At 70.8% G+C, this 12034-nt stretch carries 11 protein-coding genes and 1 pseudogene; 3 read left to right on the top strand and 9 right to left on the bottom strand.

All coding sequences use genetic code 11. The features are described 5' to 3' along the window. Positions 1–108: 108 nt before the first annotated feature. From LE548_RS28385 to LE548_RS28405, 5 genes and pseudogenes are all read right to left on the bottom strand, one after another. Positions 109–1824 (bottom strand): relaxase/mobilization nuclease domain-containing protein, encoded by a 1716-nt coding sequence (locus LE548_RS28385; RefSeq protein WP_225099816.1) that lies wholly within the window; start codon positions 1822–1824, stop codon positions 109–111. Next, a pseudogene (locus tag LE548_RS28390) lies at positions 1821–2230 on the bottom strand (hypothetical protein). Before LE548_RS28390 ends, LE548_RS28385 begins: the two are co-directional and overlap by 4 nt. A gap of 345 nt (positions 2231–2575) precedes the next feature. Further along, positions 2576–3343 carry a DUF2637 domain-containing protein gene (locus LE548_RS28395; RefSeq protein WP_225099817.1) on the bottom strand — a complete coding sequence of 256 codons (768 nt, stop codon included), beginning with the start codon at positions 3341–3343 and terminating at the stop codon, positions 2576–2578. Positions 3344–3829: 486 nt separating this feature from the next. Next, positions 3830–5092 carry a DUF3631 domain-containing protein gene (locus LE548_RS28400; RefSeq protein ID WP_225099818.1) on the bottom strand — a complete coding sequence of 421 codons (1263 nt, stop codon included), beginning with the start codon at positions 5090–5092 and terminating at the stop codon, positions 3830–3832. A 263-nt stretch (positions 5093–5355) separates the two neighbouring features. Beyond that, positions 5356–5595 carry a hypothetical protein gene (locus tag LE548_RS28405; protein WP_225099819.1) on the bottom strand — a complete coding sequence of 80 codons (240 nt, stop codon included), beginning with the start codon at positions 5593–5595 and terminating at the stop codon, positions 5356–5358. A gap of 96 nt (positions 5596–5691) precedes the next feature. Between LE548_RS28405 and LE548_RS28410 the strand changes: the two genes are divergently transcribed. Continuing rightward, complete coding sequence (locus LE548_RS28410) at positions 5692–6378, top strand: helix-turn-helix domain-containing protein (protein ID WP_225099820.1); 687 nt, start codon at positions 5692–5694, stop codon at positions 6376–6378. Continuing rightward, positions 6375–7961 (top strand): tyrosine recombinase XerC, encoded by a 1587-nt coding sequence (xerC, locus tag LE548_RS28415; protein WP_225099821.1) that lies wholly within the window; start codon positions 6375–6377, stop codon positions 7959–7961. Before LE548_RS28410 ends, xerC begins: the two co-directional genes overlap by 4 nt. Before the next feature lie 40 nt (positions 7962–8001). On the opposite strand, the gene LE548_RS28420 is transcribed toward xerC, so the two are convergent. Further along, on the bottom strand, positions 8002–8286 hold the full coding sequence (locus LE548_RS28420) for a hypothetical protein (RefSeq protein ID WP_225099822.1): 285 nt from the start codon (positions 8284–8286) through the stop codon (positions 8002–8004). 244 nt (positions 8287–8530) lie between these two features. On the opposite strand from LE548_RS28420, the gene LE548_RS28425 reads away from it, so the two are divergent. Beyond that, entirely contained in the window at positions 8531–9013 is a 483-nt protein-coding gene (locus LE548_RS28425; protein ID WP_225099823.1) for a DUF5994 family protein, read from the top strand. Positions 9014–9037: 24 nt separating this feature from the next. Here LE548_RS28425 and LE548_RS28430 read toward each other — a convergent pair whose 3' ends face one another. The 3 genes from LE548_RS28430 to LE548_RS28440 all read right to left on the bottom strand — a co-directional run bounded on the left by LE548_RS28430 (position 9038) and on the right by LE548_RS28440 (position 11854). After that, the gene (locus LE548_RS28430) at positions 9038–10231 is read right to left on the bottom strand and encodes a PP2C family protein-serine/threonine phosphatase (RefSeq protein ID WP_225099969.1); all 1194 of its coding nucleotides are present in this window, start codon (positions 10229–10231) and stop codon (positions 9038–9040) included. Between the two features lie 77 nt (positions 10232–10308). Then, positions 10309–10809 carry a DUF5994 family protein gene (locus LE548_RS28435; protein WP_225099824.1) on the bottom strand — a complete coding sequence of 167 codons (501 nt, stop codon included), beginning with the start codon at positions 10807–10809 and terminating at the stop codon, positions 10309–10311. Positions 10810–10912: 103 nt separating this feature from the next. Continuing rightward, entirely contained in the window at positions 10913–11854 is a 942-nt protein-coding gene (locus tag LE548_RS28440; RefSeq protein WP_225099825.1) for an STAS domain-containing protein, read from the bottom strand. Between the last annotated feature and the right edge of the window lie 180 nt (positions 11855–12034).

A 12034-nucleotide genomic window follows, 5' to 3' on the forward strand; every position in this document is an offset into this window, starting at 1 on the left:
GGGGGCGAGGGTCGTCAAGGGCCCGGGGTCGGTTCGGTGTGACGTTGGCTTGAACGCACCAACTCTCAGTCGCAGAAGCGCGGGTCGCACGGCGAAACCGCACGTCGCCTACCGGCGCTTTCGATGCTGCTGTTCGGCGAGGGTCACCACCACCACCGAGAGCTGGGGGCTCCCATTCTGCTGAGTGGGCGTCGAAGCTGCGATGGTCGAGCGCCGACGGGCGGCTTCGGCACAGCGGTTGGGAGCCGGGTTTCGGCCGGTGTGCTGGATGCGGGTGATCAGGACGCGGGCGGGCTGACGGGCGGAGGTCAGCTCGCGTTGGGCGGCGGCCTGCTTGAGGAGCTGGTGGGGTTGGTGACCACGGGCTTCGGCGTCGGCGAGGACGGTGGCGAGCGCGGGCCAGGCCGGGTCGGCGAGGATTCGTTCGGCGTGGTGGGGGATGGCTGCCCGTACGTCGTTCACAAGAACATGGCGGGCTTCCTCCCTGGGCGGTCGGGCTGCGAGATCGGTGAGCATCGGGGCGACGGCGCGATCTGCGGCTATCTGGAGGTGCTGGACGGCCTGGCGGGCAGCGTCGGCCTGGTGGGCGTGGTTCTTCGCTTCGTGCCAGCGCCGGGCGACGATGGTGGCCCAGACGAGAGCCGCGAGCAGGGCGGCCAGCGCGCTGCCGTCGGGGCCGGTGGCGGTGTGGACGATGTCGCGTGCCGCGCTGCGCAGGGCGTGGGCGGCGCGGTCTTCGGCGCGGATCTGGGAGCGCTGGGCTCGGGCGAACGCCTTGGAGGCGGCCTGGAGTTCGCCGCGCAGGTTGTCGGGGGCCTTCTGGGCGGTGGCTTCGAGCAGCTCGCCGAGGGCTGCGATGTGGGCCTGGGCGTGAGTGTCGTCGGCGAGGCCGGTGTGGAGGGTGTCGAGGGCGTCGGTGGCCTGCTGCCAGGGGGTGCTGGGGTGGTTGCGGCGGGCGGTGGGGTGTTCTTCGGGCCGGCCGGATTCGAGGCGGGCCTTGATCTTGGGCAGGGAGAGGTCGGGGGAGATTTTGCTTCCGGGGTGGTAGATCTGCTCGCCGGCCTCGTTGACGTCGCCGGGGCGGCCGGCGGCGTAGCCGAGGAGGTCTCCTGACGGGCCGCGCCGGGCCTTGACCTCGATGCCGCCGGCTTCAAGGTAGGCGATGAGTTCCTCGGCGTTGGTCACGTGGGGGATGGCGGCGCGGATGCGGTCCTGGAGCCACTCGGGGCTGGTCTGTTCCCAGCCGAGGCGTTCGGCCTTGTGCATCTCGCCCTGGGCGGGCCGGCGGGCGCCGGTGCGGTCACCCTTCTTCAGCTGGCGGAGCCCGTAGTCCTTCTCGATCTCGCGGCAGGTGTCGCCGACGCGCAGGCCGCTGTCGTGGAGTTTGGGGCGGCGGCCGTCCTCGCGGACGGTGGTGGCGAGGATGTGGATGTGGTCGTCGGCGTGGCGTACAGCGATCCAACGGCAGGCCAGGTCGTCGCCGACTTGGGCGATGCCGGCGGCCTCGATGATGCGCTGGGCGATGTCACCCCACTCGGCGTCGGAGAGGTAGCGGTCCTCGGGGGCGGCGCGGACGGGGCAGTGCCAGACGTGGTCGGTGACCTTCTTTCCGAACTCGTTGTTGCGCAGCCGCACGGGTTCGTCGAGGTAGCGGGCCAGTTCGGTGAGGGTGGCACTCTCATCGCGGCCGGGGTCGGGCATGCCGAGCATGGCGAACCCCGCCACGATGTGCGGGTCGAGGTGTTCGTCGTGGCGGCCGGGCCCGTAGAGGTAGGCGAGCAGGCCGCGGGTGCTGGACCCGGCCGGTTTGATGGCGGCAATCACGCGGGCAGTTCCTCTTTTTCCGGCTCGGCCGGCTCGGCGGGCTGGCGCAGGGCTTCGGCGATCAGCTCCAGCAGTTGCTGGAGTTCGGTCAGGTGCTGGCGGAGGTTGGGTGGGGTGTGGTCGCTGTTGAGGGCGCGTAGCCGTGCTCGGCGGCTACGTCCTGGAGGCGGGCACGCTCCGCATCGAGGAAACGCAAGGGACCGACGCGTGCATCACGCTTTTCGCCGGTGAAGCGGCGGATCGTCGGCTGGACACTCTTCACGGAGGGCTCGCCGGCGGTGGCAGCGTCTTGACGTACGGGGCGGAGGATCTCGCGCTGGACGGCATGGAGTGTGTCCGGGTCGGGGCCGCCCTCGGCCACGGCCTCCTGGTCCTGCGCCCCCTGGCGCTGGGCCGTCTCCGCCACCCCCGGGGCGGAGATCCCCGAAGTCCGGCCTGGAGTCGGACTCGGGGTACTACTGGCTCCGCCGGGGGCACCCCGTCCGAACGCACGCCGCAGACGGTTCATCAGCGTAGGGGACTTCGTCAGCGGTATCGGCTCGTCGGGGGTGTCTTTGGGGTGGTGCGGATCGTGCGTCACGGGCGGTGCTCCGGGATGGGCGGGGAAGGCGGGCAATTCCGCAGGAGGGGGCGGCAGAGGGAGGCAGTCGCCGCCTCGTCCACAGATGTGGATAAGCGGGTGGCGAGTGAGACCGGTGGCCGACTGGCCGGGGTGACCGGAAGGGGTTCCGGTCACCCCGTGAGATTCCGGTCAGCCGCTGTCCGGACCGGTCTCGGCGGCGGCTTCGATTTCGGACCGGAGGGTGGTCATCACGTCGGTCTGCCGCTCGCTGCTGATCGTCAGGCCCTTGGCCTTGACGGCATTCCGGAGCAGTGACCGGGTGAGCGTGCCGTGCTCGGCGAGGGCCATCCGGCCGATCTCCACGAGTTCCTCGAGCGTGGCGCTGGGCGGACGGCCACCGCGCGGCCTGTTCTCGGCAACGGCGGTCGGTGGCACGGTCGGCTGGGCGGGCTCGGCCGGTGGCTCGGCGAGCGTGGCGGGGGCGGTGGCCGGTGGTTCTGGCACCGGAGCCGGTGCGGGTTCCGGATGGCCCGCAGGCTGGTCGACGAGCTGGTGGATCTGCCGCATCAGGACACCGAAGGCCAGCAGGGCTGCGGTCGGGGGGACCGCGGCGACCACGTAGTCGAGCAGCGGAACGGTGCCTGCGCTGCCGGTTCCGTTGACTCCGGCAACGTAGAGCGCGATGGAGCCGACCGATCCGGTGGCCGTCAGGGCGATCGCCCACCTGTCGGTCACCCTGCGCAGGCCCGCGCGGAGCATGAGCAGTTCGCCCGCGACGATCAAGGCGTCCAGGGTCGCCGGCCAGGCCCAGCGTCGGGTGGTGGAGCTGCGCAGCCCGTGCTGACCAGCGACCTCGGCGAGGTGTGCGTACGACAGCCAGAATCCGCTGATGGTGAGGGCGACGATGACGACTCCGGCCGCACCGAGCGTGTACCGCTCGATGTCCTTCTTGGTCATCGACAGCCGTCCTCCGTCGGGGCGGTGCCCCCGACGAGTGGGTGTCGTTGTGAGGGTGGGAAGGGCCAAGCGGGGGCTCCTGGGGTTTGGCGGTGTGATCCGTCTTGCCGTCTTGGCCGTTGCAAGCGCAGGTCAGGGCCGGTACGGCAGGGGCGTGGATGTGCCGTACCGGCGGCCGTTGGGCTCTTCCGCGTGTGCGGCGCGACCTGACGGCGGGCGGCCTGCCGGCGGCGTCTCGTCGTGTCCCCGGCCGGGGGGGGCGGCACTGCCACGTTGTGCCGTCCCGCTCGGCGAGGCTGTGACCTGCGGTGATACGGCGAGGACGCGTGGGACGGCGCAAGACGGATCCGGGCTGCGTCCTCCCGGCGGCAGCGGTTCACCATGATCGTGTTGCCGTCTTGTCGCCGGTTGCCGTCTTGCCTGCAGCCTTTTGACCTGCGGGATCACGGCAGGTACGGCAGGGACGCCCACCGGGGGATGCGGGGGTCAGTCTGCGCTGGGGGTGGCAGGCTCGGTGTCCACTGGGTGGGCAGTGGGGCAGTAGCGCCGCCAGGGGTCGAGGAACTTGTTGCGCATGTAGCCCTTGCGCTGGGTTCCGTCGGGGAGGCGAACGTTGCCGGGCCTGATATCGAACTCCCGGAGCATCGCTGCCAGGTCCTTGGCGTTCAGCCCATTGCGTCCCCACTCCGCCCAGGGGCTCTCGGCATCCTGCCGGAGCTGGTGGAGTAGTTCGTCCGTGGTAAGGCTGTCGGGCTCGCGCTGGGCTACGAACACCCTGCGGATGTCGGCGAGGATTCGGGCTCCCCCGGGCCGGTCCTCCTCTGCCTCGACCTCTGCGGCGACCATCCGTGCGCACGCTTCTCGGGCGCGACGGGGCCAGGATCCGGCGGCCAGGTCCGCGATGATGACCAACGGCTCCCAGGTGTCGGCGGCCCGGTCCTCCACCGGCATGTCCGGCTCCAGGTCCGCCGCCTCATCCAGCAGCGGCCTTGCCCATGCAGCGATCCGGTCGCGCAGGTCGTGCAGAGCGGGGATGTCGCGTCGGGAGCGGAAGGGCTTGACGCGCTCGCCCTCCGCCCGGCGGCGCATACGGATCACCACAGCCCGGTCCATGATCGTGTCGGGCAGGTCACCGATCCCCGCGAGGGCCGCCATGGCAAAGGTGGCGAACCGGTGCGGGGTGTGGTCGTTGCCGACCACCCGCGTGACGTAGCGGTTGCGTTGGTGGCCGGCGTTGAGCAGGCCGCGCATCTCCTCGTTCTTCTCCGCCATCTTCGGCGTGCCGAAGATGGTGTCCGCCTCGTCCACCAGGAGCGTGGGCGGCTCCTCGGTGATCGACCGGAACACCGCAGCCGGTGTGGTGTTGATGGTGAGCATCGGCTCGTGGACCGTCTCGGTCAGTACGTCCAGCAGCCGCGACTTGCCGCACCGCTTCGCCGGCCCCACCACCGCCAGACGCGGCGCGTGCTGCCAGGCCGGCTGCAGATGCGTCGCCGCCACCCACAGCGTCACCGCATCCAGCGCCTCCGGCAAGGGCAGGATCACGAACTTCGCTATCTGCTCACGCAGTTCGTCCAGCAGCGCCGAGCCGACGGTCGGCTCCGGATCCGGCGCCCGGGTCTCGGCCGCCGCGACCGACGCAGCGTGCTCGGGTTCGCCCTGGTCGGGCTTGCCCGGCACCGCGACCGACGGCCATGCGGTGGCAGGGGATACGGGGGTGGAATAGGGCGCAGGGTTCTCAGGTTGCACCAGGTGGCTCCTCTTCTGCGCCGCCGGGCATGCAGGCCCAGCGGCGCGGATCGTTCGTTGGAGACGGGCGACGGGGATTCCCGAGCCTCCGGCGTTGCCGCGCCGGAGGCTCGCTGCGTTCAGAGACTGAACACGCTCTGTGTCCCGAGTCGGGACACTCGCTCGGTGCCCCGAGGGAACACGGACAGCACGTCCACCCCCGGCAACAGTCCAGCGATTCTGTGTCAGCTCAGCGCAGAACCGTCTGCTATGCTGCCGCCCCTTCACGCCGCCAGACCCAGCAACTCCCACAAGTCCGCGGTCACCACCCGGTAGGCGTTGCCCAGGCGCAGCACCTTGCACGGGTAGGCGCCTCGCTTCGCCAGCTCATAGCCCTTGCTCCGGCCGAGCCCCAGCGCTCGATTGCTCGTGTCCAGGTCAACCGCCACCGGGAGGGCGAGTACCTCCTCCCGACTCATCCCCTTCGAGCCCTTCGAGTCTCCGGCCATCGCGTCGTCGCGCATGCAGTGCACCCCTTTCCATGCAGCCCTCGGCGAACGCAGTCATCACGTCCGGCTCCAGGCGTCTACCAACCAGGATGGCCAAGCTAATGTGTCTTTATGACACAACGCGGCTTCGATGATGGAAGTGACGAGGACGACGTCCCCGAGTGGGCGGACCGGATCAAGGCCAACGTCGCCGGCGAAGTCCGGCGCAGAAGGAAGGAGATGGGGTGGAGCGCACAGGACCTGGCGGACCGGTGCGAACAGCTCGGACATCCCATCCCGCGCAACGTGATCGCCAACATGGAGTCCGGCCGCCGGGCCAACCTCCCCCTCGCGGACGTCATGGTCCTGGCCGCCGCCCTGGAGACGTACCCGGTCTGCCTGATCTTCCCGGTCGGCTACGTCGAAAAGACCCAGGAACTCCCCTTCCAGCACCTCGTGCCCACCTGGGACGCCCTACGGCGCTTCACCGGGGAAGAGGACGTACCCGGCTACGACGCGGGCCTGGTCCCCGACTTCGAGCTTCACGCCAGTCTCGTCCGCACCGCTCTCGCCGCGCTCGAAGAGGAAGAACAGGCCCGGTTCGCGGCCAAGACGGCCACCAGCCGCGCCGAGAAGGAAGAAGCCGAGCGCCAGCAGGCCAAGTACGCCGATCAGGCCGTCTCGGCCAAGTACAGGCTCCGCTACCTCCGCCGCGACCTCCGCGAGGAGGGGGCCACCCCACCTGATCTGCCACCCGCACTGGGCGATGTCGACCCGCCCGAACCCGATACCGAAACCACCCCGGAGGAACGCCTTTGAAGGGCTCCACCTACCGCCGTTGCTCCTGCCGCGACCCGAAGACCGGCAAGGAACTCGGCGCCTCGTGCCCCAAGCGCAAGGGCCGCAAGCACGGTTACTACTCCATACGCCAGGAACTGCCGCCCCGCGAGGACGGCACCCGTCGCTCCTTCAGCCGCGCCGGCTACGAGTCCCTCAAGGACGCCCAGTCGGAACTCGACCACGTCCGCTCCCTGCTGGCCCTCGCGGACAAGGACGACCCCGACAGCCTCCAGCGCCTCGCCGCCATGCTGGCGGAGGTCGCGGCCGAGAAGGCCCCACTGCCGGCCATCGAGGAGACCCAACGCCGTCTGCGTGCGGGCCTGGCCCTCCGTGGCAGCCTCACCGTCGGCGAGTGGCTCGACCAGTGGTTCGCCGCGAAGAAGCGCCGCAAGACCACGCTGAACGGTTACGCCTCCCACATCCGCGTCCACCTGAAGCCGCGCATCGGCCACGTGCGCCTCGACCGGCTCAACGTCGGCCACCTGGTGGAGATGTTCGACGCGATCGCCGACGAGAACGAGGTGATCGCGGCCGAGAACGAGGCCCGCCGCGAGCAGATCGCCCGCTGCAAGCCGAGCAAACCCGGGCGACCCGTAGGGGCCGAGCGAAAGCTGCTCGCGGCCGAGCGGGCCAAGCTGGCGGAGATGAAGCCGTTCCGAAAGATCACCGGCCCGGCCACCCGGCAGGCGATCCGCCGCACCTTGCGCGCGGCGCTGAATTCCGCGATCGCCCAGCAGCTCATCACCTTCAACGCGGCCTCCCACGTCGAGCTGGAGTCCGGCAGGCGCCCCAAGCCCCTCCTCTGGACCGAGGAGCGGGTCCGACGCTGGCGCGAGACGGGCGAGATCCCCGGCGCGGTCATGGTCTGGACCCCGCAGCAGTTCGGCGCCTTCCTGGACGCCGCCGAGGGTGACCGGCTGTACGCGATCTTCCACCTGATGGGCACCCGCGGCCTCCGTCGCGGCGAGGCGGTCGGCCAGGACTGGCACGAGATCGACCTCGGCGCCGGCCTCATCACTCCGGCCAAGGAGATCGTGGTGGACGGCTGGGACCTCTACGAGTCCGAGCCGAAGACAGACGGCAGCGCGAACACGATCGCGCTCGACAGCGTGAACATCGCCGTGCTGCGCGACCACAAGGCCCGCCAGGACAAGGAGCGTGCGGACTGGGGCGGCGCCTGGCAGGACACGGGCAAGGTCTTCACGAAGGAGGACGGCTCCTGGCTCCACCCCGAGACGGTGTCGGAGACCTTCCGCCGTATCCTCGCCACGACCGACCTGCCCCCCCCCATCACCCTGCGGGACCTGCGCCACGTGGCCGCGACGCTCACGCACGGAGGCGGCGGCGACATCCACACGGTGAAGGAGACCCTCCGGCACTCCACCATCACGCTGACCTCGGACACGTACACGAGCCTGCTCCCGGAGCTCGACCGCGAAATCGCTGAGCAGGCAGCGAGGCTGATCCCGCGGTCTCGTCCGGCAGCCGCCGAACCGTCCGCCCCGGCAGCGTTCGATCCGCAGGCCACCGGCACATCCGCCCAGGCATCACACGGGGATTGAAGTCCCGGCCCGAAAAGCAGCGACCGGGCGTGGAGCCGTGTCACTCACTCGGCCTGGGATCACCCCACTCCTCTTCCTCCTCCATGTAACGGATGCCCTCATGGGACAGTGAGACGGTGGCGGGCGTCTTGTGCGACGTCCACTCGACGGTGATCAGGCCCTCGTCGGCCAGGTAGGCGCAGGCTGCGGACAGGTCGTCGTCGGGCAGCCGGAGCACCTCGCGCAGTGCCGCCCCGCTGACCTCAGGTCGGTTGCGTTCCATGGCTCCGTAGAGTTGCCGGAGGACGGCCTTGCGGTAGGTCTTGCGTTCACGGAGTGTCGTCATGGCTGGCGCTCTCAGGCTGGTATCCGAGGCTGCTGATGCCGACAGGCAGTCGGCCTTGCGGCCTCGCTCATAGCCTCCGCCGCCCGGGTGCCCCGCCGCGCAGCCCCTCATGCGGCTTCCCCTCGCTGTATGCGGGCGTCCCGGCGATTCCCGGCGACGCCGATGCTCGCGGTGATGGGGAGTAGCGTGGTCAGAAGCGAGGCGGATCCCGTGTTCGCACCGGATCCCGGACAGGTGGTCCTCCATGACCGGCTCCGACACATCCCCTGGTTCCAGGCACCTGCCGAGCGGTGTGCACCATGCCGTGCGGCCGGGGAGCGCACTGCTCCGGCTGGAGACGACGGCATCGCGCGAAGGCGTCCTCGACGGGGCGTGGTGGCCACGGTCGCGCGACATCGGTGCCGAGCTGCCCGCGCTGCTGAGCGCCCTCACCGAGCACCTGGGCCCCCTGACCCGCGTCGGGCTGGATGCCACGGCCTGGGACGGGCTCCCGACCCGGATCGTCGTCGGCGACCACGTGGTACACGTGGACTCCTTCCCGGTGGGTGACGACACGGTCCTGATCACCCGGGGCGACCGGGACCTCTTCTCGCTGCTGGTGGTCCCACCGGACACGCCGCCCGAGGCCGCCCGCGCGGCGATGGCACAGGCCGTCCTGGCCGGCAACGTCAGTGAGGCGGAGCAGATCCTCATCGACACGGGAAGCGGGCAGAGGCCGTCCGGCTGACCCCTGTCGTGGCCGGTGGTGCGGTCAGCCGCGCCACTCCACGAGGAGCAGCGTCGCGTCGTCCGTCGTGTGTCCGCCCCGTGCTCGCTTGAGGGTGTGCGACAGGGAGCGCGCCACCGCCCGGACCCCGCGACCGGTCCTCTCCAGCCGGTTCACGCAGTCGATCAGCTGGTCCTCACCGAACTGCTCCTCACCCACGGCGTGTTCCTCGATCAGTCCGTCCGTGAAGCAGAGGACGCGGTCTCCACGCTCCAGGTCCAGCTCACTGACCTCCGGCGCCGGCCCGCCCAGGCCGACCGGGAGGGTCGTGGGGGCGACCAGCCGACGCGCGACGCGGTGATCGCGCACGAGTACCGGTGGCGGGTGTCCCGCATTGACCCAGTGCATCCGCCCCGTGGCCGTGTCCAGCCGCATCATCTGGGCGGTGACGAAGTGGTCCGGGCCGAACTGGCGTGCCACGGCTGCGTCCATGGCGGCGTAGATCTCCGACAGGCCGGTACCGAGGCGGCGGGCGTGACGGTAGGCGCCGATGGCCACGGTGGCCATGGTGGCCGCTCCCAGGCCGTGCCCCATCGCGTCGATCATGGCCACGTGGAGGATGTCACCGTTGAGCGCGTAGTCGAAGCTGTCCCCCGCCACGTCGTAGGCGGGCTCCAGGATCCCGGCCACGGCGACCCGCGGCATGACCATGGCCAGAGGCGGCAGCAGGGACCACTGGATCTCGGCGGCGACGCTCATCGGCTCACCGCGGCGGGTGGAGAAGAACAGGTCGGAGTAGCCGTGCTTGGTCACCAGCAGGTCGGCAACCAGGCCGGAGAGCCTGGCCAGCAGCCGCCGGTCGTCGTCATCGACCCGGTCCAGCGTCACGGCCATGACGCCCACCTGGTCGCCGCCGTCCAGCAGCGGCAGGTGGACCCGTACGCCGTCGGCCTCGGGCACCTCGACGGGCTGGGCGTCGAGAAAGCACCGGCCCGCGACGGAAGCGTCGATGTCCTGCGGATCCCCGCCCGTGAGGCCCTCACCGCGCAGAGGTACGAGCAGCAACTGACCGTAGTCCTGGAGCAGCACCTGCGGACGGCGGCCGCCGAGCCGCTCCACCACGTCGGCGACCAGCGGTCCGATGAGGTGGGGCGGGAGCTCGTGCGCCCGGTCGAGAACCGCCCCCAGAAGCGCTTCCCCGAAGCTCTCGGAGCGGTCCGTGCCCGGTTCGGCCGTCATCAGCTCACCCACCGTGATCCACACGGACACCGGCGGCGGGGTCGACCGGCGAATGGACTACCCGTCCCATCACTCCATCATGGGCCGTGCTGTTCCCCTGCGCCCTCCCGGCCGAAGCCGTCCTCGACATGTGCCAAGGTGCGCTGAGCCGACAGCGGATTCCACGGATCGGCGGCGGCGGTCAGCAGGCGTTCGGCGGTTCCGGCCGGCTCGTCGGGCGGGACGACCAGCAGCTCCCAGCGCCCCAGGGTGCCGCAGTCCAGGGTGATGGCATGCTCCTCGGCGGCGGCGTCGCTCAGGACGACCTCGATCACGTGGTCCGGCGCCGACACGGTCAATGGCGCGTCAGGCCAGGCCGCAGCGCCGACCGTGACGCGGGTGACCGTGCCACGGCCGGGGTCGAGCGAGCCCACGAGCGCGGGCAGCTCCAGTTCCAGGGCGTCGCAACGCGGCCACCACGCTCCGTCCAGCGGGCCATGGCTGGCCTCCGGCGTGAGCCTCAGCCGGGCCAGCGGCATCCTGTACGTGTGCGCGTCACTCGGCGGCCGGTCTCCTACGGGCGGTGTGGGGGAGTCCATCGTGCGATCCCGTCCGGGCGGCCTGGAGCTGCCCTCGTTCGCCACTCGCCGGGAACGGCGCTGTCCTGATCATGCGCCCGACATGCTCTCGGTGTCTTCAAGGCTACGCCCGGCCTGGACGGGCGGCCCGAGGCGCTGGAAGCGACGGTCCGCTTCCCCGGAACAGGGTCAACACGCAAGGAGCGCCCCGACCGGGCAGCCCGACCATCTCCCCGTGGTTCCGCCAGCCCCACGAGTCGTAGGCGGCTTGTCCGGCCCGGTCGGCCGGATTCAGCAGGGCCACTCCGAGCTCGGTGCGCTCATCGGCCAGCAGACGCTGTTGCAGACGGCGGCCGATGTCGCGGCGCTGTGGGTGCTGGTGCGCCACGACCTGAGTGAGGAGCAGGAACCGGGCACAGCCGGTGAGCCGTTGGACGCTCTCCTGCAACCCCTGTTCGGACCGGCTGACGGGACTCACCGGAAACCCGAAGACGCACCCCACCAACACCGTCGTCTCGGCCACCAGCAGCGCGAAGCCAGGCCGTCGGGCGCTGACGGCAAGCCGCCGCAGGAAGTCGTCCCGCATGAAGGGGCCGGCCACGGCCAGGTCGGCGATGTCCTCGCTCATCCCCTCCACCTGCCGGCGAGTCAGCCTGCGCAGGCGGATCCCGTCCTTGACGACCGGCGCACCGGCGCGGTCGCCGGACGTCTGCGTCCCGCCGGCCGACGGACCCGCCGCGGACGTGTCCAGCAGATCGCGGAGCAGGGGCGCGGAGCCGGTGAAGGCGAGGAGCCGGGTGATCTGCGCGCACGGATGGTGCAGGTGCAGGCAGGCGTGCACGCGGCCGGCATGCCGTGACGCCGCCAGGAAGACGTCCAGGCCCTTGGCGTCACAGGAGCCGACCGTGGTGAGATCGACGTCGATGGCGGTCATGCCGTCGCGCAGGCACTGCTCCAGCGCGGCCCGCAGCAGGGGCGCCGAGGCCGGCCAGATGTCGCCGACGAGCGTGACGAGGGCCCGCTCCCCCCGGTCACGCCGGTGGATGTCCAGGCGCTGCACGGCCATCACCCCGCCCTTCGGCAGGGAAACGCAACGACCAGGGAAGGGTGCGGAGTTGTTGTGATCGCGGCGGGCATGATTGCCGACCCGTCTCCGCACCGCCGCTCGGACGGCCCGGGGTTCGTCTCTCGCCGAGGACGACCCGGCAGGACGGCCGGAGTGCGTGATGCCCTCGGTATCTCCACC

The organism is Streptomyces sp. CoH27 (assembly GCF_020181035.1).
Lineage (GTDB): Bacteria > Actinomycetota > Actinomycetes > Streptomycetales > Streptomycetaceae > Streptomyces > Streptomyces camelliae.

What these genes read in the sequence shown, in the direction of transcription:
- LE548_RS28395 (WP_225099817.1), bottom strand. Translation starts at nt 3,343, where the DNA reads ATGACCAAGAAGGACATCGAGCGGTACACGCTCGGTGCGGCCGGAGTC.
- LE548_RS28410 (WP_225099820.1), top strand. Translation starts at nt 5,692, where the DNA reads ATGACACAACGCGGCTTCGATGATGGAAGTGACGAGGACGACGTCCCC.
- LE548_RS28430 (WP_225099969.1), bottom strand. Translation starts at nt 10,231, where the DNA reads ATGACGGCCGAACCGGGCACGGACCGCTCCGAGAGCTTCGGGGAAGCG.
- LE548_RS28425 (WP_225099823.1), top strand. Translation starts at nt 8,531, where the DNA reads ATGACCGGCTCCGACACATCCCCTGGTTCCAGGCACCTGCCGAGCGGT.
- LE548_RS28440 (WP_225099825.1), bottom strand. Translation starts at nt 11,854, where the DNA reads ATGGCCGTGCAGCGCCTGGACATCCACCGGCGTGACCGGGGGGAGCGG.
- LE548_RS28435 (WP_225099824.1), bottom strand. Translation starts at nt 10,809, where the DNA reads ATGGACTCCCCCACACCGCCCGTAGGAGACCGGCCGCCGAGTGACGCG.
- LE548_RS28420 (WP_225099822.1), bottom strand. Translation starts at nt 8,286, where the DNA reads ATGACGACACTCCGTGAACGCAAGACCTACCGCAAGGCCGTCCTCCGG.
- LE548_RS28405 (WP_225099819.1), bottom strand. Translation starts at nt 5,595, where the DNA reads ATGCGCGACGACGCGATGGCCGGAGACTCGAAGGGCTCGAAGGGGATG.